Origin of the sequence: Streptomyces sp. NPDC051286, from assembly GCF_044455345.1 — a bacterium.
Lineage (GTDB): Bacteria > Actinomycetota > Actinomycetes > Streptomycetales > Streptomycetaceae > Streptomyces.
On record NZ_JBITER010000029.1, the window covers coordinates 22,289 to 47,024 of the forward strand.

General features: G+C 69.5%; 21 protein-coding genes and 2 pseudogenes. 4 read left to right on the plus strand and 19 right to left on the minus strand.

The genetic code is table 11. The annotated features are described in order from the left end of the window. Nucleotides 1–2: 2 nt before the first annotated feature. From ACIBB8_RS25920 to ACIBB8_RS26005, 18 genes and pseudogenes are all read right to left on the minus strand, one after another. Nucleotides 3–899: a DNA cytosine methyltransferase gene (locus ACIBB8_RS25920; protein ID WP_398956045.1), complete on the minus strand. Its 897-nt coding sequence runs from the start codon at nt 897–899 to the stop codon at nt 3–5. 121 nt (nt 900–1,020) lie between these two features. After that, a pseudogene (locus ACIBB8_RS25925) lies at nt 1,021–1,131 on the minus strand (DNA methyltransferase); the annotation flags it as partial. A gap of 153 nt (nt 1,132–1,284) precedes the next feature. After that, nucleotides 1,285–2,457, minus strand: coding sequence for a DnaB-like helicase N-terminal domain-containing protein (locus tag ACIBB8_RS25930; RefSeq protein ID WP_398955963.1), 1,173 nt, complete (start codon nt 2,455–2,457; stop codon nt 1,285–1,287). Continuing rightward, complete coding sequence (locus ACIBB8_RS25935; RefSeq protein ID WP_398955965.1) at nt 2,454–2,684, minus strand: hypothetical protein; 231 nt, start codon at nt 2,682–2,684, stop codon at nt 2,454–2,456. The genes ACIBB8_RS25930 and ACIBB8_RS25935 overlap by 4 nt, the downstream gene beginning before the upstream one ends. After that, nucleotides 2,681–4,469 (minus strand): annotated as a pseudogene (locus ACIBB8_RS25940) (type IV secretory system conjugative DNA transfer family protein). Before ACIBB8_RS25940 ends, ACIBB8_RS25935 begins: the two are co-directional and overlap by 4 nt. A 95-nt stretch (nt 4,470–4,564) precedes the next feature. Next, nucleotides 4,565–5,230: a hypothetical protein gene (locus ACIBB8_RS25945; protein WP_398955967.1), complete on the minus strand. Its 666-nt coding sequence runs from the start codon at nt 5,228–5,230 to the stop codon at nt 4,565–4,567. 91 nt (nt 5,231–5,321) lie between these two features. Then, nucleotides 5,322–6,047 (minus strand): hypothetical protein, encoded by a 726-nt coding sequence (locus ACIBB8_RS25950; protein ID WP_398955969.1) that lies wholly within the window; start codon nt 6,045–6,047, stop codon nt 5,322–5,324. A 157-nt stretch (nt 6,048–6,204) separates the two neighbouring features. Then, nucleotides 6,205–6,696 carry a hypothetical protein gene (locus tag ACIBB8_RS25955; protein WP_398955970.1) on the minus strand — a complete coding sequence of 164 codons (492 nt, stop codon included), beginning with the start codon at nt 6,694–6,696 and terminating at the stop codon, nt 6,205–6,207. Between the two features lie 31 nt (nt 6,697–6,727). After that, nucleotides 6,728–7,492, minus strand: a complete 765-nt coding sequence (locus tag ACIBB8_RS25960; RefSeq protein ID WP_398955972.1) for a hypothetical protein — start codon at nt 7,490–7,492, stop codon at nt 6,728–6,730. Between the two features lie 97 nt (nt 7,493–7,589). Further along, nucleotides 7,590–8,153 (minus strand): hypothetical protein, encoded by a 564-nt coding sequence (locus ACIBB8_RS25965; protein WP_398955974.1) that lies wholly within the window; start codon nt 8,151–8,153, stop codon nt 7,590–7,592. Nucleotides 8,154–8,284: 131 nt separating this feature from the next. Further along, nucleotides 8,285–8,920 (minus strand): hypothetical protein, encoded by a 636-nt coding sequence (locus tag ACIBB8_RS25970; RefSeq protein WP_398956048.1) that lies wholly within the window; start codon nt 8,918–8,920, stop codon nt 8,285–8,287. A gap of 95 nt (nt 8,921–9,015) precedes the next feature. Next, nucleotides 9,016–10,521 carry an ATP-binding protein gene (locus ACIBB8_RS25975; protein ID WP_398955976.1) on the minus strand — a complete coding sequence of 502 codons (1,506 nt, stop codon included), beginning with the start codon at nt 10,519–10,521 and terminating at the stop codon, nt 9,016–9,018. 27 nt (nt 10,522–10,548) lie between these two features. Next, nucleotides 10,549–11,001 (minus strand): DUF6238 family protein, encoded by a 453-nt coding sequence (locus ACIBB8_RS25980; protein WP_398955978.1) that lies wholly within the window; start codon nt 10,999–11,001, stop codon nt 10,549–10,551. A 25-nt stretch (nt 11,002–11,026) separates the two neighbouring features. After that, the gene (locus ACIBB8_RS25985; RefSeq protein ID WP_398955980.1) at nt 11,027–12,493 is read right to left on the minus strand and encodes an SCO6880 family protein; all 1,467 of its coding nucleotides are present in this window, start codon (nt 12,491–12,493) and stop codon (nt 11,027–11,029) included. Between the two features lie 138 nt (nt 12,494–12,631). Continuing rightward, on the minus strand, nt 12,632–14,041 hold the full coding sequence (locus tag ACIBB8_RS25990) for an ATP-binding protein (RefSeq protein ID WP_398955982.1): 1,410 nt from the start codon (nt 14,039–14,041) through the stop codon (nt 12,632–12,634). Between the two features lie 28 nt (nt 14,042–14,069). Further along, the gene (locus ACIBB8_RS25995) at nt 14,070–14,750 is read right to left on the minus strand and encodes a hypothetical protein (RefSeq protein WP_398955984.1); all 681 of its coding nucleotides are present in this window, start codon (nt 14,748–14,750) and stop codon (nt 14,070–14,072) included. Further along, on the minus strand, nt 14,750–15,058 hold the full coding sequence (locus ACIBB8_RS26000) for a DUF6112 family protein (protein WP_398955986.1): 309 nt from the start codon (nt 15,056–15,058) through the stop codon (nt 14,750–14,752). Before ACIBB8_RS26000 ends, ACIBB8_RS25995 begins: the two co-directional genes overlap by 1 nt. 86 nt (nt 15,059–15,144) lie before the next feature. Then, a complete protein-coding gene (locus tag ACIBB8_RS26005; protein WP_398955988.1) occupies nt 15,145–16,290 on the minus strand; it encodes a C40 family peptidase in 1,146 nt (381 codons plus the stop codon). Between the two features lie 567 nt (nt 16,291–16,857). Here ACIBB8_RS26005 and ACIBB8_RS26010 point away from each other — a divergent pair. Next, on the plus strand, nt 16,858–17,604 hold the full coding sequence (locus ACIBB8_RS26010; RefSeq protein WP_398955990.1) for a DNA-methyltransferase: 747 nt from the start codon (nt 16,858–16,860) through the stop codon (nt 17,602–17,604). A gap of 96 nt (nt 17,605–17,700) precedes the next feature. Here the strand turns inward: ACIBB8_RS26010 and ACIBB8_RS26015 are convergent, their stop codons facing one another. Further along, nucleotides 17,701–18,636, minus strand: a complete 936-nt coding sequence (locus tag ACIBB8_RS26015; RefSeq protein ID WP_398955992.1) for a DUF5655 domain-containing protein — start codon at nt 18,634–18,636, stop codon at nt 17,701–17,703. A 195-nt stretch (nt 18,637–18,831) separates the two neighbouring features. Between ACIBB8_RS26015 and ACIBB8_RS26020 the strand changes: the two genes are divergently transcribed. Genes ACIBB8_RS26020 through ACIBB8_RS26030 form a run of 3 tightly spaced genes read left to right on the plus strand, consistent with a single transcriptional unit; the run spans nt 18,832 to nt 24,722 of the window. Next, complete coding sequence (locus tag ACIBB8_RS26020; RefSeq protein ID WP_398955995.1) at nt 18,832–20,091, plus strand: helix-turn-helix domain-containing protein; 1,260 nt, start codon at nt 18,832–18,834, stop codon at nt 20,089–20,091. Nucleotides 20,092–20,151: 60 nt separating this feature from the next. Further along, a complete protein-coding gene (locus tag ACIBB8_RS26025; RefSeq protein ID WP_398955997.1) occupies nt 20,152–21,396 on the plus strand; it encodes a hypothetical protein in 1,245 nt (414 codons plus the stop codon). Further along, complete coding sequence (locus tag ACIBB8_RS26030) at nt 21,393–24,722, plus strand: hypothetical protein (RefSeq protein ID WP_398955999.1); 3,330 nt, start codon at nt 21,393–21,395, stop codon at nt 24,720–24,722. The genes ACIBB8_RS26025 and ACIBB8_RS26030 overlap by 4 nt, the downstream gene beginning before the upstream one ends. Nucleotides 24,723–24,736: the final 14 nt, after the last annotated feature.

Here is a 24,736-nt window from a genome sequence, read left to right on the forward strand (position 1 = left end):
CGCTATCGGTCGGCGCAGCGGGGACAGCGGGGAAAGGGTGGGGCCAGCAACTGCAAGGCACGCGCAGACTGTTGTGGGACGACGCCGTTGCCGAGCGCGGTGAGCTGCGCTGGACGGCCGAGCCCTGGAGTCGCGGTGACCCAGCCGGCGTCGAGGCCCTGCATCCACTCCACGAAGTCCGCGCGGAGCCGACCGGCCGCGTCCGTGGGAGCCGGGGCAGGACGGGTGAGCCTCTCCCATCGGGTGATGGCGGATCCGTACGCTCCCCATCGCCGGTCCGCGCCCCCGCCTCCGGCGTCTCCTCCGCCCAGAGGGGCAGGACCACCGCCGACAAGGGAGGCCGCCATCCCTTCCCGGGGCGGCGGCCCGGGGTGCCCGAGTCGCTGGCCCTCGGCGTCGGCAACAGAGACGCCGCGGCACTGGGCAGGGTCATGTCGCCATTGCCGTGCCGCTGGTTCGGTGAACCCTTGATTCCGTCCGACGCCTTCGGGGTCGGCAGCAGCAGCCACTCGACCTCGTCGGCCAGGTTCGGACCGTGCCCCCCGCTCTTCCGCTTCGACGGATGCTGCGACCCGCCGTTCTTCCCGATGTTGCTGGTCGGCGTCTTCAGCAGGGTGCCCGGCGGGCCATGCGGCGAGGAAGGTCCGCTCGCGGCGGTGCGGGGCCCCGACGTCGGAGGCGCGAAGCACGAGCCACTTCGCGTCGTACCCGAGGTCGGCCAGGGATCCGAGTACGGCACCGAGTGCCCGCAGAGCAGGCTGACCTGTGGTGTCTCCCAGACACCACGGGCAGAGTTCCACGTCGCCAGGGGAACCGGCGGGGGAGGTGAGGAGGCCGCGCACATTCTCGATCACAACCAGGCAGGGTCGGAGGGCATCGACCGCACGGGCGACGTGCAGCCAGAGCCCGGAGCGGGTCTGGGCGTTGAGTCCGGCCCGGCGGCCGGCGACCGAGACGTCTTTGACAGGGGAAGCCGGCCGTCAGGACGCACACCCGGGGGACGGTGGTCCAGTCGACGGCGGTGATGTCGCCCAGGTTCGGGACGCTGGGCCAGTGGCGGGCCAGGATGCGTGAGGCGTTCGGGTCGACCTCGGCGTGCCAGGCCAGCGTGCCGCCGAGGGCGGCTTGCACGCCCAGGTCGAGGCCGCCGTACCCCGAGCAGAGAGACCCGATCAACGGAGAGCGCAACAGGGCGTCGAGGCTCGGGTCCGTGACGCGTGGGTCGGAGATGGGGTAGATCAAGGCGAATTCCAGGGGCAGAAGAGGGCTGGTGGGGACGGGGTCTCACGGGTGACCGCGCGAGGGTGGTCGGCTTGCTGACAGCGTGGGGAGACGGCTGGCCGGGGCTGGGGGTGACGCGCCTGGGCGGGGTGTGCTGCGGGCGCGGGCGGCCTTCACTCGGTCGGGCGGCGGCTCGCCCGCCGGCGGAGCCGATGCCGGGGCCTTCGGAGCCGGACTGCTGTTCGCGGTGGCCCAGCGGGCACGTACCTCGTCGAGCGGACCGAGCGCGTGCAGGGCGTGGTTGATCAGCCGACCGGGCCCCAGAACCTCGTCCTGGGCCAGGGTCCGGATGGCTCGCGCGGAGGCGGCGGCGGTGCGGGTGACGGAGGAGCGCATCACCCGCTGCCCGAACCAGTCAGCGCTGCCGGGGACCATGCCTTCGCAGACGGCGGTCAGCTGCTCGCTCGACACAGTGCCGTCGGCCAACAGACCGCGTCGCTGGGCCTCCCAGAGCAGGGTGATCCGGTCGATGGGTTCGCCCCGGTGGTGCAGCGCGCCCAGGCACCGGTAGAGCTGCCCGTGGGTCGGGTCGGCGAAATCTCCCGGCCGCAGCCAGGCCACCACCTCGCCCATGGCCCCCGGCTGTTCGGCGAGGACGGCTAGGAGGAACCGCTCGTCCTCGGCGACCTGGCCGCTCTGTGCCGGAGGCGGGATGTCCGTGGCGGCAGAGGGCCCAGCGGTGGGTGGGACCGGTCGAGGATCGGTTCCCCAGCGTCGCGCAAGGTCGGTGAGTACGCCGGTCAGGACGTCCGCCGTACGCAACGCTCCCTCGACCTCGCCCTGGACGGCGTCGGCCCGAGCCGCCTGGTGGAGACGGATCGCGTGCTGGGCGACGGTGCGGTGAATCGCCCCCTCCAGCACCATGCGGCCGTACACCGGGGCGTGCTCGGTTCGGGGACACGCCTGGATCAGGGTGTGGGCGTACGCCGCGGTCAGCCCGCGCACGTGCTGTCCGGCCTCCCCGACCGCGTCGGTCACCCATGACAGCGGCAACGGACCATCGGCCGAGAGCGCGGGATGCCCGTCGTTGCGCAGCTTGCGGAGGGCGTCGAACAAAGCCTGGTGGACGGGCCGATAGAAGTGGTCCGCAGCGAGCCACTCCAGGTGCGTGAGCTGCTCGGGGTCGAGGAGTGCGGCGCCGAGGACCGCCTGCTCGGCACTCATCAGCGGGTTCACCGCCAGCCGCCGGGATCAACGGAGAGCGCCTCGTCCTGCCGGATATGGAGGTTGGCGACTGCCCGGTCAGCAGCGGCCATCGACAGCGCGAAGTCATCAAGGACGGCGGTGAAGGCAGGATCGGAGGCGGGGACCGAGCCAGCCCCGCCGTCAAGCCACCACCGGCCACCGCGCAGAACGACCGGAGCGTGGGCCAACCGCCCCTGCTGTGGAGTGGGCGCGCTCATGCCGACAGTCCAAGATCGTCCTGGCCGATGCTCTTCGCGAGGGCACGCTCGGTGATCGCCTTCGTGGCGCGAGCGGAAGCCGGGCCGATTACCTTGGCGGAGGGCTCCTTGTACCAGGGCTTGAGGTTGAGCATGGCGACCCGGATGCCGGTGGCCAGCAGCAGCACCTTGCCCTTGGGCAGGGCGCGGATGGCGTCCGGCGGCAGGATCCGCTCGGTGCGCATGCTCACCGAAGTGGACTTGCCGCCCTCGCTCGTCGACACCGAGGTGGTCTGGACGTCGTGGTCGCCCACCTGACGGCTGAGCCGGTCGGCGAAGTCAGCGTCGTCGATGCCCGAACCGATGATCTTGATGGTGGCGGCGGAGTACAGAGCGTCCATACCGGCCTCGCCCCAGCACCGCTGGCCCTGACGGTAGGACTGCAGGATCGTCATCGGGATGACGCCCCGGCTGCCCAGGTGCGAGTACAGGTCGGGGAGGTCGCTGATGCGGCACACGTTCGCCGCCTCGTCGAGGACGCACAGGGCGGGCGGGTCGAGTCGCCCGCCGGAGCGCTCGGCGACGATCACGGCCGCGCGCATCACAGCGTCGGCCGCTGCCGCGATGATCGCGGACGCACTGCCGCCGCCGTCCTTGCTCAGCAGGTACAGGGTGTCGCGGGACGTGGCGAAGGCGAACGGCTGGAACTCGGGGAGGTCCTCGTTCGGCGTGACCCAGGCGGCGACGTCCGGGTCGAGCAGGCAGCTCGCATACTGCCTCGCCGTCTCAAAGATGCCATCGCGGGTTTCGGTCGCTCCGGAAACGGTGCCCTGGAGCTGGGCGGCGACCGCATGGTGGCCGGCGTCGGTGAGCAGGTCCACCGGGGTGCGGTCGGCCGGCATCGCGAGCCAGGCCAGGACGTCGGTGATCGGCCGCCGGTGGGACGCGGCGGCGAGGAAGAGGGCACCGAGGGTGTTGCTCGCGGCGGTGGACCAGAAGTCGGAGCCGCTGGACTCGTCCACGCTCGCGGTCACGAAGTGCCCCGCCAACCTCTTCGCCCCGGCGAGATCGCGGGCGTCAGCGAGGATGTCCCACCACATCTCGCGCGGGTGATGGGCGATCTGCTGCGGGTCGAGGGTCCAGATCGTGCCGACCTCGGCTCGGGCGTCCACCGTGGTGGTGAAGGCATCGTTCGCGGCTTTGTTACTGGTGAGTAGGACCGGGCCCGGTGCCGAGAGGATCGCGGGGATCGCCAGCCCGGACGTCTTGCCGGAACGCGGGGCCATGATCGCGACGATCACGTCCTCCCAGGACGCGCGGACCTCCGCACGACCGGGATCGAGGGTGCCGAGCAAGATGCCGCGGTCAGCGGGCAGGACCTCTTTTACTCTCCCGGTCGCCCAGGCTCGGGCGGAGGCTCTTCGCCTTGGCGACGATCTCCTTGTCCAGCAGTGGCGCCAGGTCCGCCTTGCGGGCGAGGCCGGACTTGGATCCGGCACGCCAGCGCATCCACAGCACGGCAGCGGTGACGATCAGGGCCACGGTGAACAAGCCGGGGACGACGCGGGCACCGACCATCAGCATGCTGGTGCTCAAGGTCGGCCACAGCACCTCTGGGTGCAGCAGCGCGTCCGTTACGCGGAAGGGGGCCCATGTCCCGCTCCCGACAAAGGTATTGGTGAGATTTCCGGTCAGCCAGGCCAGGGAGCCGAAGGCCATGACGGCGCCGAGGATGCCGAACAGGAGGTAGAGGAGCGCGTCTGACCCGGTGGTGGTCGAGGGCGCGCTGGTGCGCGGGGAAGGCACGGCGGTTCCTTTGGTGTGCGAGCGGGCGGGGGTGGGGCGCGCTCGGCTCTCTTGCGGCTCATGGGGGTACTCCTGGACGTCTGAAGCGGAACGTTTCAGCGGGGTCGGCCGGCAGGACGAGGCGCGGGGGGAGGTGCTGCGGGGGCCGGCGGACTGCCAGTTGACGGCGATGTTCCGGCGCTCGGCGAGGAGGCGCGGGCGGCCCGCTGCCGGCCTGAATCGAAGTTCCGGGCAGCGCACGGCGCAGGAGCAGCCTCGGCACCGAGGGCATCGTCGAGCAACTCCCGGCTGCGCAGGACGTTGACCATCTGGTGGTGCCGGGGGTCCGTGCGCTCTGCGGGACAGGCAGCGAGACCGTCCTCGGCGGCTTCCAACTGCTCGCGGACGTCCTGGAGCATTCCGTACGCGGCGGCCAGTCGCGTCCACGTCTCGAAAGTCGGATTGTGATGCGGGTCGTCGAAGTCGAGACGGGCGCGAGTCCAGTCGGCGGCAGCGGCGACGAGTTCGGTCAGCTCGGGCAGAGCCCCGACCAGTGCGCCGTTGACCTCCTCGATGATGCCCGCCACTTCATCGGGCGAGGCGTCCTCGTGGAGGCGAGAGATCATCCCGCGGACCGAGTACGGATCGGTGGAAGCGCTGGGCAGGTGCCTGACCTGCAGCGGCTTGTCGGAGCCCGGTGCCGCGCTGTGGTGGGCGAGCCGGATGTTGTGCTGCATGGCCGCACCGACGGCCTCGCCGATGCTGGAGTAATACTCGGGCACGTTTGCCTCTTCGGGTGAGTGATCCTGGACGGGTGAGTCGAGCAGTGGCGCGCGACGTACTGGTGGCCGACGGCGAAGAGAGCGGCCGGGGTCACCGTCGGGGGGTTGAGGCGCGCGGCAGGTGCCCCGTCGTAGTGACAGGCACCGTCTGGGAACTGGACGCCGAGGAGACCTTGGCCTGGTTCGCCGCGGGAGAAGTGGCCAGAGCGGCACCACGGTGATCACGGACGGTCCGTGATGCGGAGTAACTCGTCGAAGCGGTGCCGACGCGGCGTAGTTCGGCCTCGGAGTCGACAAGTTCAGACTGGGCCGAGCTGACGAACTCCGAGGCGAAGCCGAACCGGTTAGCGAGCGCATACGCTTCGTCGTCCAAGTCGTTGACCTGTTCTCCCGCCGCTTCCAGCGCCTCCCGGACACGCTCCAGAGCACCGTGCTCGGGGTGAAGGAGGTGGTCAACTGCCCGCTGAAGGCTGGCCCCGTCTTCGGCCGCACGGATCTGGTCCGTGATGCTGAGAAGCTCGGCTCCGGCGGTGTAGGGCCCGAGCGCATGCACCGGCGGACTCATCCGGGCCGTGTCGAGAGAGGGCGGAAGGGTGACGTCATATCGAGCAGCTCGAAGCATCTCGGCCGCATGGGTGGCGATGGCGACCCGGTCGGCGAGCGGAGTGGTGGTGGGCAGGCGATGGCGTCGGCCGTGCCAGTCGTCGATCTGCTTGAAACCGGCGTGGCGGAGGAGCTGCGCGGAGAGGTCATCGGTAGCGCCCTTGGCAACGACGCTGCCGCTGAACTCGGACGTGATGGTGATCGAGGTAGGCACGGAAGTCTCCGGGGCAGAGGGAGCGAAGGACCCGTTGGAGTTGGGCCAGTGGGCAGAGCGTCCGGCAAATCCGGGTTTTGGTCCGGCCGAGATCGCTGGTAGAGGCCGCACGGTGGCGATCAGCCGGGTACCCCGCCGCAGCAGGGCACCCGGTAGGTCAGAAGAAGGGATTCTCTGTCGGTCGGTCGGCCCCGGTGGCGGCTCGGAGCAGTTCGGCGAGGTCCTCGGGCTCGGACGACCTCTGGTCTATCCACCACCCGGCGCGGGTCACCGTACGAGCGCTCTCCTCGATCTCCGCCCACTCCGCTTCGCTGGTCGTGCCTTCGGTGACCAGTGCGGTGTAGGCGTTGGTCAGGATCTGGTGACGACAGCGCACGCCCCAGGGAACGGCCCGCTCGGTCCCCTCCAGGGGAGGCATCCGGTACTGCCCGGACCAGGCTTCGGACGCGGTCTGCTCCTCGGCGCGCTTCGCCTTGAGCCAGGCGGCCTTGTCCTGCTCGTCGCCCTCGTTCGAGGCGCGCCAGCAGTCCGTGCACTCCTGCCTGGCGAGCCACTCGGCGAAGCCTGCGCGGCGGTCGGCCGGTCGGTCGGACAAGTCGCGGTCGGCATGGTGACCGCAGGTGTGGTCGATAGGCCAGATCGTCTTCACGGCCGTGGAAGGGCCTCCTTGAGGAGTTGGATCAGCGGTCGCGGGAGTACGCGATGCGGGGGTCAACCGGCCGAACCGCCGCTGTGGTGAAGGCGGAGGCGGGGACCGGCGCCCTGCCCGGGATACCGGCACGGGCCGGGCTGGCGGCGAGCGCGGCGGCGCTCAACGGAGACGCGCGAGCGGGACCATGACCGCGCTCACGGCCGGCGGCCGGCGTGTCAGCAGGGCGGGGCCGAGCCGTCACCTCTTGAGCGAGGCGGGGCTGCACTGCGACCTGGAGCCCCGAACGGTGCAGGGCCACCGTGGCGTCGGCGACTTTCCCCAGCGCCTCGACGCGATCGGTGGTCGCGGGGAGCGTGTAGATGTCCAGGCTCGAGTCGTGCCGCCAGCCGTCCTCCACCAGCACGAGCCCGCTGAGGCCGGAGACACGGTCGTCGAGGGCTGCGACGATGCCGAGCTGCGGGTGATCGGCGAAGGCGACGTCTGGTTCACCAAGCGGACCGCGGTCGCGTACCTGTGCCGTGACGGGCGCCAGCGAAGGGTCAAGTGCTGCGTCCACATCGACCTGGTAGCCGGCCTTGCGTAGCAGCTCGATGGCCCGGCTCGTACGGCCGTGTCCGTCACGGCTCTGGTCGGCCAGCGCGTACAACGTCGGCTGGTCGGGGACGGGATGGAAGTCGAATGCCTTGAGCATCCAGGTGCTGGCCGCGAGGTTCTTCGGGTTCGCGGCGACGATGCCGTGGACGGGGTGGTGGCCGAAGGCCAGGTCGGGCAGCACGTCGTAGTGGCTGGGCATGGCAGATCCATCCGAGGCGGGTGCGGTTACAGGTGCGGGCGACGGGCGGATCAGTTCTGGGGGTGCGGTTCACGGAGGACTCCTGGATCGCGGTCGATCAGAGCCGGGGGGCGGATGAGGGACGAGCAGGCGACGGTGCGGCCAGCGCGGAAGACTCCGTCGGCGGACCGGTCGGGAGCACGTGCTGGCCGACCGACGGCGAAGGGGCGAGAGCGACACTCGCCCGGGATGGAGCGGAGTCTGGCGGGAGCACGTTGACGGCCCGCTCCTTGCCGGATCGTTCCTGCACCTGGCGTGGTGGTACGCCAAGCTGGTCCAGGCGGGCGTCGACAACGGAGAGGAGATCCGGCACGCTGCCGCCGTGGCGCGCATGCGGACCGTCTGGCTCGGAGTCGTAGACCACCTCGTAGACGGCAGGCACGGCGGACCGGTGGCGGGTGACCATCCAGCTTTCCGGGGACTCGGGGTGCTCGGAGGGCGGCTCCTGCGGGGGCGAGATGATCAGCGAACTACCGTCGGGAAGCTCGGCGCGGACGATGTAGTCGCTGAGGCCGTACTCGACGGTGCACTCCAGGCCGCGCTGCCCGAGCGCGGAACAGAGGGCGGCCTGAAGTTTGCGCGGATCGGACTCGGCGGGCTGGGGCGGGATTTCGTGGTGCATGGAGTTCTCCGTTGCCGAACGCCCCGCCGGACGGCGTGAACCGCCGGGAGTGTGGAACTTGAAGGAGCGCGGTGGTCCATGAGGATCCGGTGATCGGGCGGTTTGGTGCTGCCGTGACTGCGTGCTAGGGATCACCGCGAGCGACCGGGAGTCGGCGGACGCGATGCCGGGGGGACCTGGGGCGAAGCAGGCGACACAGCAGGGGTGTTATGAGTGGACCGGGTCAGGGCGACGCGCGCCCGTTCGGTCTGCGCCGGCAGTTCGGCGTCCGCCCGGTGAGCAAGGTATTCGCCGACACGCGCCAACGCAGCGCCCTGGTACGACAGTTCGTGCGCGTAGTGCCAGCCTTCGCTGTTACGGTGCTCCTCCGCGCGCTCCTGGTAGAGCTGAAGCGAGCCCGGCTGCGAGCCGTCCATGAGAGCCATGACCTGGTCCCACTCATGTCGAAGCTCCTCCGCCCGGAGCAGGGTGGTGTCGAGCCCGCGCAGTCGGCGGAGGTTGTCACTGATCGGTCCCTCGACGTAGTCGGGGCCGTTGGCGGCGGCACGGACCCCGGCCAGCACCTCGGGGCCGTGGTCGAGGAACACTTCGGCGTGCTTCCACGCCTCGGCGTCACGCTTGACCTTGCCGTCCCCGTAGACCTCGTCGTCCAGCGGCCAGCCGTCCGCGTCGCAGAGGGAGTCCGAGACCGCGTCCCAGGCGTCGGACGCTTCATTGATGCCGGCGGCGGCCGAGGCCAGTGCCGGGAGGTGTCGCCGCCAGGCCAGGGGGTCGGTGGCCTCCGGCGGCAGGTTGTCACTGGAGGCCGGAGGAGTAGAAGAAGCAGACATGATCAATCCTTGTTGCTGTGCCGGTCGTTGGTCTAGGCCGCCATGCGGGCGTCGGTGTCGAACAGCTCCCGCTCGGCCGGGTGCAGGATGTGCTGGGTGATGAAGGAGCGGCCAGCGACCTTCCACAGGCCCCGGCCCTTGGTCAGAGCGGACACCGCCTGCGTCTCCACGCCGGTCAGGCCGAGCAGGGACGCGGCAGCGGTGAGCTGGTCGGGCTCCTGGCGGTAGATGATTCGAGTGCTGCAGTCGGTCAGAAGGCCCTCGGCTAGGACTCGGCCACGCGAGCCGGCGTCGCCCGCCGAGAGCAGGTCCGACAACCTGTGGATCACCATCAGGTTCGCGATGCCGAGCCCTCGGCTGAGTTTCCACTGCGACTGCATGCGCTCCAGCAGGCCGACGTGGCGCATGATCCGCCAGGCTTCGTCGTAGATCACCCAGCGTCGGCCGCCGTCAGGATCGGCGAGTGCGGATTCCATCCACGCGCTCGCGCACGTCATCGCGAGCACCAACGCCGTGTCGTCGCCGGAGCCGCCGAGACGGGAGAGATCGATGGACAGCATCGGCGTGGTCGGATCGAACGACACCGTTGACGGGGCGTCGAACATGCCGCTCAAGTCACCATGCACGAGACGTCGCAGGGCGTGGGCGAGGTCCTGTGCGGCCGAGCCGAGGTGCCCGGCCTGGTGGCCGAGGGCCTGGTCGAGGCGTTCGGGGGAGCCGAGGACGTGCGCGATCTCGCCGAGCAGCGGCACCGTGCCACGGGCGGTGGCGTCAGCGACGACCAGGTCCAGGGCCAGGTCCAGGGCGGTGTGCTCCATCGGCAGCAGATCGCGCTTCAGCACGGTGCGGGCGAGGCCAGCCAGCAGCAGCAGACGGCGCTTGCGAACTTCCGTGAACCAGTCCTCCTCGCTGACGGAGGCCGGTCGGGCCGGGGAGTCCAAGGGGTTCAACCTGCCCGGGAGCCCCGGGCCCAGGGCGATGCTGTATCCGCCGAGGGCCTGCGAGACGCCGGTCCACTCGCCCTTGGGATCACAGGGGATATAGATCCGGTAGCCGTGGGCGATCGACCGGGTGGCGATCGACTTCGCCAGCGCTGACTTGCCCATGCCGATGATCCCGGCCAGGACCGCGTTCGGGTTCGTGAAGCCCTCGATCCGGCCGCTGTTGTACAGCGAGAACGGGTCGAAGCAGAAGGCCGCTTCCGCGTGCAGATCGCGGCCGATGAACACCCCCTCGGCCCCCAGGCCGCCCTCGGCCACGAAGGGGTAGGCGCCGCTGGCTGTGGCTGTGGTCATCCGGTGGGCGGGCAGGTCGAGCTTGCCGCCGCGGGCCGAGGCCGGGCCGGGACGACCGGCTAGCGGGTAGGTGTGCCGCAGTTCCGGGTCAAGGGTTTTCTCGGCGCGGTGCTTGGGCGGTGTTCCGGCGAGGCGGGCCTTGCGGCGGGCCTCGGCGAAACCGGCTCGGGCGGCCCGCTGCTCGGCCCGCGACGTCTTGCGGGGTACGAACAGGGGGGAGGCGCTGGCGCGGGTACGGGGCATGAACGTTTCTCCAGACAGGGGTGCGGGTCAGTGGCGGACGAGGCCGGTGAACGGGGCGTGCAGGTCGGCCGGGGTGGTGTGCCGCCGCACGAGGTGCGCGGTGCGCTGGTGGCGCTGGCAGATGGTCAGTTCCGGCGCTCCTTCTGGGAGGCCGGCCTGGCACGCCTCGGGTTCGGGGATCTCGCCGGAGTCCGGCCGGGGCGCCGCGTGGTAGGCGGCGTGGAGGTGCTCGGCGGCCTGCCAGATGCGGGTGCGGGCGGTGCGGAGCTGGTCGCCCTCGACCGCGACGAGCTGCCCGGTGCGACCGGCGTGGGCATCGAGCAGCCCGTACAGCGAGACGAGGTGGGCGTGCAGGGCGTCCAGCTCGGCGCGGGTGATGACCAGCGGGCCGCCCGGGACGTTGAGTGCGCGGTGGAAGTCGAGCGCGGCAGTGGCGAAGGGCACGAAGTCCTGCGCGGTTGGGCTGGCGGTGCGGGACATGAGGGCGCTCTTTCGAAGGCGAAGATCAGGCGGCGAGCGCGAGCGGCAGGGCGGCGGCGGTGAACGCCTCGGCCTGCTGCCAGGTCAGGGGACGGAGGTCGAGCTGGGCGCCGACGGCGGCGGTCTCCACCACCGCGCAGGCGCTGCGCAGCTCGTCCTCGGTGTCGGCCGAGACGGTCAGCAGCCCGGTCAGGGCGACGTCCGCGTGCCCGGCGATGAGCTGGCGCTCGCGGGATTTGATGTCCTGGTACTCGATCGAGTCCGCCTCGGAGTCGACCTGGCCGCGACGGGCCCGCTCGGCAGCGTCGGCGATCACGCTGGACTTCTTCCGCTGCACGTCGCGCAGAGCGGCGTCGAGGTTCTTCGGCTCGTAGGAGAGCGACAGTGTGCGCCGGACCCCGCCGGTAAACAGGAGCTGATGCAGGAAGCCGGCCGACGTCTCCGTCCTCGGCCAGTTCTCCACCCAGTAGGTGGCGTGCACGGCGGAGTCGGTCGCGATGTGGTCCGCCTTCTCGACGACCACGACGGGTCCGGCGGCGGCGGGCTCGGCCTCAGGTCGGCCAGCGGTGGACCAACGATCCAGCGTCGCCAGCGCCTTCGGGTCGTAGGCGGTACGCACCACGGCGGCGATCTCGCGGGCGCTGAGCCAGCCGGTCGGTGTGAGTCCGGCGGTCCGCGCGGCCTGGTCGAAGGTAGAGGTGAGCTGGGCCAGGACGCTGAAGGCACCGGTCAGGCCGCCACCGGCCTGGTTGATCAGGCGCCGAGCGGCTTTGGTGTCCAGGGACACCGCGACGTACGCCTCGTGCGGGGCGGCTGCCGGGCCCGCGCTCTGGATCAGCTCGTTGTAGATCGTGCCAGCCATCGGGGTGTCGGGTCGGCCGTGCTCTTCCCAGTAGCGGCGAAGCGCGTCGCCGGAGTCGGGGATGGTGCGCTCGATCACCTGGATGCGGGCGATCTGCCCGGTGCGGGCGAGGGCTGCCAGTGCGCGTCCCCAGCCGCCCACGTTGGCCTGCTGGGTGCCCGGGTCGAGCAGTGCGTAGGCGCGGGAGGAGACCTTGACCACTGCGGTCAGCGTGCCGGTGTGAGGGTTGTGGACCGCGCCGTACTTGCCGTCGGGAGCGGTGGCCACGCGCAGGCTGGCGGCGGTGCCGGGAAGGTGGAGCAGTCCCTCGCGGGTGGGTCGGCGGGAGGGCCGGGTGAGCCAGATGAGCTGGCCGCGCATCCGGCGCAGCGCGTATCGGGTGACGATGGGGGCCCAGTCCGCCAGGGCACGGCCCCGGTGTCGGACGAAGACGAGCAGGGCGATGACCGCCCACAGCGGGATGAGCTGGAGAGCGCCGACCACGCCGCGGGCGAGGATCACAGCGAGAAGGAGAAGGCCGGTAAGCCCGGCAACGACCAACTGCGGGACGGTCAGGCCGAGCAGGACGCCGCGCCTGCTGCGGTGGGGGAACTTCACGGTGGGCGTGGAGGACTGGTGCTTGCCGGACATGGTGGTTCCAGACGGTGGGAGCGGGCGGAGGACGGGGTGCGCGGCGCTCTTCTGGACGTCATGACGAAACCTTCCTGCTGGTCGGGGGAGGTGGGGGCGGGCCGTGGAGTGCGGCCCGCCCCCGGGGAGGTGGGTGGGTCAGGAACCCGACGGCGGCTGGGTGGGATACACCCAGTTGGTCGGCGTCGGAGAGCCGGCGGCCGACGGTCCGGACGCAGACGCCGGAGTTCCGGAGGCCGAAGGCGCGGGACCGACAGGCGGCATGGAGGTCATGTCGCCTGTCGGAGCTGATGCGCCTGCGAGGTGACCGGAGCCGCCCGCAACGCCTTGGACAGTCACTTCGGACCCTTCCGGTTCGTCCTCGCCGGGACGCGTGATCAGCGGCGGTATTCCCGGGCGCTGGATCAGGGCACGGCCCTTGTCGCCGGTCGCGTTCGGGTCTTCGCCGTACCGGAAGCGGGTCTGCTGCATGGGCGGGCCAGCGTCGATGCCCTCCTTGCTGAGGTTGCCGCCGGAGGGGTTGATGCCGGAGGCGACGCCATCGGTCCCTGCACCGGGGACTTGGTTCGGACCCTGCGGTGCGGGGGTGCCGGTGCCAGCCCGCAGCGCGAGGCTGCCCGCGGTCTTCGCCGCTCCGGCGGCGACCGCCATGCCGGCGACGCCGGTGCGGTGCATGTCGTCGTGGCCGCCGCCGTCGCTGGCCCAGTGGACGAACTTGTACGTCGCGTAAGGGCAGAGCAGCACCAGGACCATCACGACGATGCCGGCCATCGCGTCAGACAGGGCCGCCATTCCGTCGCTGGCATCGCTCTTGCCCATGGCGGAGACACCGATGAGGAAGACGACGGTCATCAACAGCTTGGAGACGATCAGGGTGCCGGTGGCTTCGATCCAGCCGCGCCGCCACCGCTTGGCGACCTCCCAGCCGCCGCCGGCCCCGGCGAACACCGCGAGCGCGACCATGATCAGGACGCCGACCTTGCGGGCGACCATCACGCCCCAGTAGAGGAACGCGCCGATCGCGCACCCGAAGGCGACCAGTGCGGGGACGCCCCAGCCGAGGCCGTACATGGCCCCCATCTGGTCGACCTTGATCACGCGGCGGATCGCGTCGTCGATCGAGGTGTTGGCCGCTTTGAACAGTCCGTCGGACAACGCGTCGACCACGGTGATGGCGACGGTGGTGAAGGCGATGGCGGAGAAGCTGAACAGGACACCGGTCATGGTGCCGAACGCAGCCTTGGCGAGGGCGCGTTCGTCTCGTCGCCAGGCCGCGGTCATGAGCTGGATGCAGAAGATGCCGACGGTCAGGGCGAGACCGATGGGCAGGAGCAGCTCGTAGTTGTCCCGGAACCACCCAGCGTTGAGGTCGATGGCCGTGGTCTTGTTGACGGCCTTGGCGGCCAGGTCGGCTGCGCTGGACGCCAGCTCGCCCGCCGACTTCGCGATCCATGCGCCGAGGCCGTCGGTGACGGTGCCGGCGGGGTTGGTGGCGAAGTCGACGGCGCCGCACACCTTGTCCATCAGCGGGAAGTCGCAGACTCCCATGGGTCGTACCTCCGTTCTGGGGCGAGGGTCAGGGCGCGACGGACGGCATGACGCCGACCAAGGCGCAGGGGTGGTCGGGTCGGCACTGCACCGCGAGGGTGGTGGACCGGCTCTCCGCGCCGCCGGCGGGCGAGCCCTTCCAGACAATCGACTGCTTGCCGGAGACCGTGACGGCGTATACGTACGCCTGGGTGATCGCCCCGGGATCGTCCTGGAGGGCCTGGGTAAAGGCGTGCGGGAAGTGCCCCTCATTGATCTTGGCGGTGGCGACCTGCCTGTTGGAGGCCATTTCCTTCCACAGCACGGGCGAGGGGACGACCTTGTCGACGGAGGCCGGGTCGGCGTACCTCGACTCCGTGGTCAGCCAGCCGCGCAGGGCCTTGCGCAGCTCGGGCTGGGAGTACGCCCGGGTGTCGTACGACCACAGCGCTGCGGCGGCGGCCTTTCCGTACTGGATCGGGTCGTGGGTCTTCGGCGGGACGGGGAGGTCGCGGGGCCGGGTGTGCGGCCCGGACGGTGCCGCGGGCGACGAGGACGCCGTGGGGGAACTCGGCGGTGGCGCCGGAGCATCGGAGGGGCCTCGGCCCTCGCGGGTGAGGTAAGCAACCAGGCCGGCGAGGGCGACGAGCACCGCCAGGACTACGGTGCCGAGCAGCGCCCGGCGGCGCACGCGAGATGCGCCGCCGGGGTGGGTGGAGTGCTGAGCCATCAGTGGACCTGCGTTCCGAGCGTCGAGAAGAACGCCACCACGCCGTTGGCCGCGCCGAGCAGAAGGGCCGCGCCGGCGCTCACCAACACGCCCTTCTTCCCGTTCGCCTCGGCCTGGTGACCGCCCGAGTGATGGCCCCAGGCCCATACGCCCGCACTGACGGCGAGGGCGCCGACCACGGCTATGAGCCCGAAGAGGTTGATCGAGCCCATCACCTGCTTGAGGACATTGAGACCCGGCAGCCCGCCCTCGTTCGGCTTGACCCCGGGATCGTAGGCGAGCTGGATGACCTGGTCAGCGAAATACATGGGGAACTCCAGTTCGAATGAATGCATGCCAAAGCCCGGAGGGGCGAACCAGCGGTGCGAAGAGAGGTGAGGAGGGGGAGCGCCGGTCAGACGACTCGGCGGGCCGCGAGAATCCGCGATTTCCAGGAGGCGACGGTCGTGATCCGTACGACGTCACCGGTGTGTGGGGCGTGGACGATCAGGCCCTGCCCGATCGCCATCCCGACGTGCTCGGGTACGGCAGCCGTCCCCTCGGTGAAGAGGAGGTCGCCCGGCTTCAGGGCGTCGACCGACACCGACTTGCCGTCCTTGACCTGCGTGTACGTGGTCCGTGTCAGGCTGACTCCGGCGGCCTTGTACGCCTGCTGCATCAGCGAGGAGCAGTCGCATCGGCCCATCGGGTTCTTGCCGTGGGAGTCGGTGCAGCTCCCGCCCCACTGGTACGGCGTGCCGAGCTGGCCCAACGCCCACCGGATCGCCGTCTGCACCTCTCGCGGAGCAGTGGCGGGGATCTTGTACTCGTCCGGCAGCGCGCCGGCCGGGATGGTGCCGAAGTCCGTCCCGTCACCGTCCGCCGAGCAACCGCCCGCGGAATCGGGCGAAGGACTGCCGGTGTCGGCAGAGCCGGACGGCGAAGGGTTCGGCGACGGGTCGCCGGCCTTCTGCAGCAGGGGCTCGATCGCCTTCTGCAGGGCGGTGGCCAGCGGCTCCCACTTGGCGTACGCCTCGGGGAAGCCCGACTTCTGCACCGCCTGGGCGGCCTGGGTGACGGACAGGGACTGCCAGCCGGAGACCTTCTTGAGCCCCTCGTAGAACTTGGTGCTGGCGTGCACCGGGTCGAGGATCTCGCTGGCCGTGCCCCAGCCCATCGACGGCCGCTGCTGGAAGAGACCCAGCGAATCGCGGTCGCCGTAAGTCAGGTTCCGCAGGCCGCTCTCCTGCAGGGCGGTCGCCAGGGCGACGACCTGCCCTCGGGCGGGGATGTTCATCGCGACGCCCGTGGCCTGGATCGTCTTGGCGTTCGGCACCTGATCGCCTGGTGCGTCCAGGCCCGGCACCGATACCGAGCCCTTGTCACCGCCGTCCAGGATGGCCTTCACCTGCTTGGCGACGGCGGAGGTGTCCACACCCTGTGCACCGTCGGTCGAGCACGAGGCCGAGGCGGTCCCGGCGCCGATGGCAAGGATCGGAAGGGCCAGCAGCAGCGGGCCGGTCGCGCAGAGACCGACGAGGGCTCCGGTCGTCTTCTTCATCGCCGCCGCCGTTCAGCGCGACGGCGGTGCCGGCCAGGTGACGGAGGCGGGTGTGTCAGGGCATGCTGCATCGCAGCGGCTCCTCGGTGTTCGTAGGAGGCGCGGTGCAGACTTCTCGTGCAAAGCCGTCGGCACCGCGCCGATGTGCATCCGCCTCTCGGCGGGCCCGGGTCAGAGGAGTTGGTAGCTCCCGGACGCCGGTTTCAGGTCACGCGCGGCAGCCAGCCGCGCTCGTAATCTCAGGCAGTGCACCGGGACCTCCTCACGGCGCTCGCGGACAGACGGGCAACATGCCGCCGAAGCTGCCCGATTAGACGAGACAGCACGGATAAGCACAGGTCAGCGGGGGTGGAGCGGGGCTCCTTCCCGGTGACACGGCGAGACAGTAGACCGGGATTCCGGCCGTACCAAACGACTGCCGTCCCGGGGCCCGCAGCGGGGAGTCACCTCGTTAGGCGCGGCCGGAATTCGCCGTTAACCTCCGGTGCAACCCCGCCCCAGACGCACGCCGTTGAGCGCTGTCCGGAGCGGGCCCGGATCCGCCGTGCCCGAAGAGAGGCCCTCCCCATGAGCTACACGTTGCACCGAGGCGACGCCCTGACCGTCCTGAAGTCCCTCCCGGACGAGAGCGTTCAGGCGGTGATCACCGACCCGCCGTACAACTCCGGTGGCCGTACCAGTTCAGATCGCACCGGCCGCACCGCGCGTGCCAAGTACGTCACCAGCAACTCGGCGCACGACCTCGCCAACTTCCCTGGCGAGAACCGCGACCAGCGCTCCTACCGCTCCTGGCTGACCGAGCTGCTCACCGAGGCGTACCGGGCCTCGACCGAGCACGCGGTGGCCATGGTCTTCACCGACTGGCGCCAGGAGCCGACCACCTCCGACGCCCTGCAGTTGGCGGGGTGGACCTGGAGCGGCACCATTCCGTGGATCAAACCCTCCAGCCGACCCCGTAAGGGCGGACCGAAGCAGGACTCGGAGTTCATCATCTGGGGCGTCAAGGGATCCCTCGACAACACCCGCGACCTCTACCTGCCGGGTCACTACATCGCCTCCCAGCCCCGCAAGGGCCGGGTCCACATCACCCAGAAGCCGGTCGAGGTCATGCAGCAGCTCGTCCAGGTCTGCCCCAAGGGCGGCACCGTCCTCGACCCGTTCACCGGCAGCGGCTCCACGGGGGTCGCGGCCCTGCGCGAGGGACGCCGCTTCGTGGGCGTGGAGCTGTCCGCGCACTACGCCGACGTCGCCGAGGAGCGGCTGCGCGCCGAACTGACGAAGGACGACTTCGAGCTGGCCGGACCGGAGGCATGAGCGTGAGAGCGGAGAGCCGGGGAACGGCGGCCCGCAGACGCCGAAGGGCGGCTGACGCATCGAGTAACCGATGCACCAGCCGCCCTTCCCCTTGCGTCAGGCCGCTTCGAACGCCCGCCGGATGAGCGGCGCCGCCTTCTCTAGGTCGGCCGCCGAGACGACGCGCACCTCCAGGTCGCCGGTCCCGAGGTGTCCGATGCCGCGCATGTCCCGGGTGAAGCCCTCCTCCAACTCGACCGAGTCCGGGTCGAGTCTGAGGTAGACCAGGATCGCCTCGTGCTTCGGACGGAAGATCACAGAGGCCACGTTCACCAGCCGCCGGTAGGCGATGTAGTGCCGCAGCGGCGCCACCTCCACCTCGCCCCACGCCGTGAGCGCCTCGTCCAGCTCCGCGTACAGGTCCCGCAAGCACTCCGGGACGAGACCAGAGCCCGGCGGCGGAAAAGTTACAGAGGTCGTCGGCATGCTGATGGTCGCCGTGTCCCGCTCCTTGATCCGACGAGACGAAGAACCGTTCGTCGAACCGGGCGAAGAGTCCACGAGCAGCAGGCTCAGGAGACCGCCGTCGAAGACGTGGTAGCGCACCAGGTCGATCCGCTCGGGCAGCCGCTGTACGGCCACGCGGTCGTGGTGGGAGAAGCTGGCCGCGATGCAGACCATCCGCGGGCGGCGCCAGTCGATGCTCTCGGCGGCCTCCGCGCCGAGCACCTTCCGGACGAGCGCCTCGACCTCGTGGTGAGCGGAGTCCAGCCAGGACAGGTAGGAGACGGCCTGCGACAGGACCCCGCTATTGGCGCCCTTTTTGTACTCGACCAGGACGGGCGTGTTGTTCTCGTCGAGCCCGAGCGTGTCGATCCGCCCCCGATGCCAGGGGCCGGTCGGGTACTCCGACGCCAGGAAGCGGATGCCGAGCATTGCTTCCATCCCTGCCTCGATCCGACGCTGAAGCTCCACCTCCAGCGCCACGGTCGAACCCCGCAGCTCGATGTCCCGACCATCGGCATCCAGCCGGAACAGCTTCACGTCGGTCACCAGCGTCCCCCTCCTGCGATCACTCAGGAGGATCAATCGATAGCGGTACCGGACTATTCCGGCCGGAAGGATGAGTTGCCCCTGCTCCGTACAACGGCATCGTTGAACGAGCGTTGATCCATGCCGGCAGTAGGGCCGACAGCGGGTGCAGAGGCACGGTTGCAATGAAGTCTTCAGCCTGGCTCTTATGGAGTTATGCCCGCGCCTCTTCGCAGAATCGAGCCGAGCCGCCTGGCGGCCCGGCGCGAAGAGCTGGGGTTGACACGAGCGGAGCTGGCGGCGCGGGCTGGGGTGTCGGAAAGGATGATCTTCTTCTACGAGGAGGGCCGGCACTCGCCCGCTCCGGCGCGGTTGGACCAGCTGGCCAAGGCTTTGGGGTGTGACTCTGGAGCGCTCACCGGAGCTCAGCGCGGTGCGGAAACGCTGATCGATCTTCGTTATGCCGCTGGACTGCCCCTCGACCGAGTCGCCGAGCTGTTGCGAGCGTCGTCCGCCGGACGTGAGCTGTGCGTGTCCGCGGCGAAGGTGGCGGCTCTGGAGAGTGGTCGCGAGGTGCGCGGCCGGGGGTGGAAGGACGCCCAGACGACCGGAAGGTTGCTTGCTCCTCTTGCGAAGGTCTACGGCGTGCCCGTGCGTATGGTCCTGGACGCTTGGATGCGCACACGTACAGGTGAGCCGGCGCCGCAGATCCAGGGCAAGCGGGAGCAGGACCCCTCACAGGCCGCGCTGAGGACCTGGGAGTTGTTGAACGAACGGCAGCGCATCTACCTGGGCGAAATCATGCGGGATGACCGTATGACGGAGACCGAGATGTGGATGCGACGGGTGCAGCGTCTGCCAGTGCCACGAGCGGCAAAGTGGCGCAAGCTGCCGTTGACCCTCAAGGCCGCACCGTCACTGGTGGGCTATACCCGCCTGCAGGAACGCCTTCGGCGTGGCGGAGTGCACGATCCTGGCGCTGGTCAGACCGTGCATGCACTTGAGCGGCGGGGGCTGCTGATCATCACGGAGGACGCCGTCGAGCATCCCGGCGTTGGTTATGTGGATCGGGTGCTGGTGGAGATTACTCGCCGGGGCCGAGCAGCTGCCCGCGCCGGGCTGGGCGAGCCTCGTGAACCTGACCACGCGGCGCATCTGCTGTCGGAGTGGCTGTGGGGCGTATTGGTACGGGTTGCGGCGGCGGAACCGACCGGGTTGGAGGACGACCGGTTGGCGGGCCGGTCCCTCTTCTTCATCGGCGTGGGCTACAAGGGGAAAGCAGGCGGTCAGCCGAGCCGGGGCTTCGTCGAGTCCGTTCCGGTGATGGCGGCAGGGGGCACGCACGTTGCCGAGTATCGATGGCGATTGACCAGGCTCGGTAAGCGGCATGTCGCGGAGTATCTCGATCTCTATCGAGAGCTCTATCCGCAGGTCGATACCACAGGGCTAGGCCCTTTTCCGGTCGACTCACTCTAGAAGCTGGAATTCCCTCTACCTCGGGGTGATTGCCAGTGGTGCGGTCTACGCTGCGGATTTGTGACGAGCCCCACGCACGAAGATGCTCAGACACTTGACGAAGTCAAGGTCCGCTACCTGGTCACCCGGGCTGCTCTGCGGGCGGCGAAGGCCATGACGTCGCCCGGCTTGAAGCCGGAGCAGCGTCTGGCGACCCTGATGGAGTGCCACGGCACGATGCTGGCGGCTCGCGGGCCAAGCAGCCCGCTGCCATTCGCCGAGTTCCGGAAGGCACTCAGAGGGGATCTGGCTGGGCTGCTGCCGGACGGCGTAAATGCTTTGGACCTGGGCGGGTTGCTGGTGGTCGACAGGGACGGGCAGGTGACCGAGGATGCCTTCGACCTCGATCTGGAGCAGCGGATTCTGCTGCATACCCTGCGGAAGCTCGACAAGGACGCGGGGGCGATCAGTGACCGGGAGCTCCAGTCGGAGATCGAGCAGGAGACGGCGTACGCGCTTCTACGAAAGCAGGGTACGCAGAACGCCTACGAGGCAGGCCGTTCCGACCTCATCCGGCATCCGGCGGGTCCGGTCGACCAACTGCGCAAGCTGAAATTGCCAATGGGGGTCGTCGACTTCTACGAGGAGATCCCCTACGGGTCCGTCCACCACGGCTGGTGGTTTCCCTGCCCGGTCTGCCGTTGGCCGATGCGCCTCACGCTCCGCAAGAACGCCGGCAACATCGTGGGATCGGCTCGCTGTTGGCATGCCCCCCACGCGGACATGGGTGCCGCGTACCTGTTCCGTCCAACGTCGGACGAGGAAGTGCCGGAGTTGCTGCCAGAGCCGTCTCCGGCGCGCCCGAGCGGGAGGGAAGCGGTGCTGTATCCGGACACCAAGACCCTGCCCGAGGCGCTGCCCGCGGAGGGGCACAAGGCGCTCGCCCGCGGTATCTGGAGGTACACCACCGTGCCGGGGCTTCCGGAGCTGGCCCTGTTCGACCGGTTGAAGGAGCGCGGGCTGAAGGTGGACCTGTGGCCGGGGCTGGACGCCTACGACCTCCTGGTGGAGGTTGCGCCGAAGCGACGCAAGAAGCTGTCGTTCAAGGTCGATGTCAAGGACTACACGTCGGCGACGACGCTCGCGAAGCTCATCCACGCACAGGAGGGCGACAAGGGCGGGGCCGAGTGGCTGGTCGTGCCGGACTACCGGGCCCGCCAGGTCCCGCTGCTCTCTGGGGTGTGCGAGAGGTACGGGATGAGGGCGGTCACCGCCTCCGAGTTCGGTGAACTGGTGTGTAAGGAGGCAGAGGTGAGCTGGACATGAGCGAGGCGTCGGTCAAGGAGACCGCAGTACTGGCGGCGCTGGCACTGGCCGCCCACTACTTTCCCGAAACGGTGGACGGGGACGAGCGTGGCGCTGCCCCCTTTGAACAGGCGGCGTTCCTGGTCTCCGGCAAGTACCAGGCGTGGGAACGTTGGGACAGCCTCACCCATGAGGAGAAGCAGCGGATCACGGCGGTGTACGCCATCGCCCCCACCGAGATCTCGGGTCTCCGGGCCTTCTCGATCACGGCCCGGTCTATGCTCGCGCCCCTGCACGGAGACGACCCCGACGGCCCGGGGACGATGCTTCCCTTTGAGCTCGTCGGTGACAACCCGTTCACCGCCAGCGCCGCCTTCCCACGGGTAGGCGGCGACCTGCCGGGATACGTCGACCGTCTCACGGCCCGCTTCCGCCGGGCCAGTAGCCGCTCCAAGCCACCGGACTTCGCCGGTCCGGGGACATGGGCTACGCAGGAGATGTTTGTGAACGGGGAGGGACAGATCCAGGGGCGGCTCACCATCCCCACCTACCCCCAGTTCACCGCCCCGCTTGGCCACGATCGGCTCCCGCGCGTCTCCTCTGTCCCCTACCTGCCCGACGTCCGTATCCCCACGCCCGAACTCCTTGACCTGGCCCGGCAGATCGACCTGCGCTACACGCCGGAGAAGCGCTACCTGCACCAGACCCTGCAGCAGCTCTTCGAGGTGCTGCAGACCACCGACAGCCTGTCCCCCCGCGAGGCGCTGACGATGACCGCCGGTCGGACAGAGATCTTCAACGCCCCGACCGGCACCGGCAAGAGCGTCCTGGTCCGGGTCATGGCCGCATGGTTCGCCGCGAACCAGCTACGCGTCGCCATCGTGCTGCCCGACATCAAGGCGTGCCTGGCAGCGACGTGGAATGTTCGAGGGGACCTCGACCACCTGCGTAAATCGGGGGTCATCGAACACGAGGCAGGTTGTGCCCACCTGATGTCCTCGTCCGGGATGCACGACCGCGCCCTCAAGCACGCCTCCCTGATCAACGAAAACCCCGACCTCCCCGGTGAGTGGGGTGAGCGAGGCGAGCGCGATCTTGACCAACTGGCCTACGGATGCGCACAAAAGACCTTCCTGGAGGCCACCGGCGACTACCCGCCCGGACGCGAGCCGTGCCTGAACCTGCGCCGTCAGGGGGTGGGATCCGCAGCCTGCCCCTGGATCCCGACGTGCGGGAAGTTCGCCCCCGTCTACGACGCCTGCGCCGCGAACGTCGTCATCATGAACCACTACGCCTTCATGCAGGGCAACCTGCGCATCGGCGTGAACCTGGACGGCCGGGCCGTCCGGAGCATGACGGCGGCCGAATTCGCGCTTCGGACCTGCCACGCCGTGCTCGTCGACGAAGTGGACCAGTTCCAGTCCCGGGCCATCGACAACTGCGCTGGCGAGGTGGTCCTGCATTCTCGGCGGCACTGGTCCGCAGCGCCGCAGGAGATGGACACCGACGCGAAGCGGCTACACATCGACGACGAGCACAACCTGCTGCCCGCCGTCAGCCACGTGCGGCTGATGGCGGAGTTTCTCCTCCTGAGCATCTGCAAGAACGCCCTCAGCCTGCACGCCACGGAGGACGAGCGAGCCCAGGCCCGCATTCCGGACCAGACCAGTACCCGCTGGCACCTGGCCCGTGGGCGGGACCGCGCACTCATCCGCCTGCTCTGGCCCGAGACGGAGATCGCGGAAGAGGCGGACATTCCGCCGGACTTCTTCCAGAGGCTCAACGCCCTCATGCCGGCCCGATATCGGGGCCTCGATCCGCTCGCCTCCCAACCGAGTCTGCTCGAACCCGACTGGGACGACGTGCGCCGTGCCCTCGGTGCCCTCGTGGCGCCACGAGGCGAGCACCTGCTCGACATGGTGAAGCTGGAGCTGCACACGCTTCTCGAGGATTCCATCAAGGACGTTCAACGGCGCGCCAAGGCGATCAACCTCCTGGTGACGCGCACTGCCATGACCGAGCTGGATGAAGCTCTGTCCGAACTGCAGGACAAGGCTCAGGACTACCGCTCCTCCGGCCTGCGGTCGGCGCAGAAGATCGTGGAGCTCCTGCGGGCCACGGCAGTCTCCTCGGTGATTCCGCTGGGCATGCTCGGCCGTTCCATCACCGGTTACCGCATCACTGGGCTTGACGACAAGGAGAAGAACGCCAGCGTTGTCGCCCAGAGCATCACCGGTGATCCGCACACCTACACGGCCGAGCTCGGCGGTGTCGTCTCGCTCCTCCTGGCCGCTGTGGAGCGTCCGGTGATGGGCTTGTCGGCCACCGCATACTTCCCCCAGGCCGTGCGCGAACATGTCCATGCCCCCGTCCGGTGGTGGATGACCGACGCGCAGGCCAAGTCCATCCGGGCCAGGAAGCACCGTATCGAGTATGGAGAGGGCCACCCCCTGTTCGGGGAGCCCATCAAGGTGTCAGGCACCCACCCCAGCCGTAAGAAGGACGCCCTGATCGAACTGGGCAGCAACCTGTACGACCAGAAGATCCACCGCGAACTCGAACGAGCGATGGCCCGGGACCCCGACCGCGCCCACGTGCTCGTGGTGGCCAACTCCTACCAGCAGTGCGCCTGGCTAGCGCGTGGCATCGCGCAGGCTGGCCACTACGGCGGCGGATTGTGCGTCGCGGTGCGGGCGGAGGATCGCCACCGTGCCGACCCCGACCTGCCCAAGGAGAACGTCGCTGTACGCCTCACCGCCGAGGAGTTCGAGGACTTCCCCAAACACGGCAAGATCCTGGTCGTGCCCCTGTCGCTGATTGCCAGGGGGCTCAACATCGTCGTCGGCATTCGCTCCGCAGTCCGCTCCGTCTACCTCTGTGTACGTCCCCTGGCGCTCCTCAGCGAGCCTGCCGAGATGTACGCCAGCATCAACGCCGCTGGTCTGCGGGCTCTGCCGACCGGCGGTAGCTCGAACCCATCACGGGCGCTTGCCGTCGGGCGTGACGCTGCCTGGGAGCGTCTGTCCCTTCTCCTGCGGACGGCCCCGCAGTTCACGTCCATGCACAAGTCCCTCCAGGAGGAGGTCGTCGCGGGCATGATCGTCGATCTCATTCAGCTGGCCGGCCGGGCTCGCCGCGGAGGCACCGAAGCGGTTCTTCACATGGTCGACTACGCCTTCCACGAGGACACCTGGAACGCCGACCTGGAAACAGTCCTGCGCCGCATCCACTCCCAGTGGACGCCCCAGGTGCGTCAACGGATGAACGAACTGTACGGAGAGGCGCTCAACGCGTTCCTGTCCTACGCCGGCATCGAACCCCACGAGCCCGGCTTCCCGGGCGCGTGAAGAGAAGAGGACGC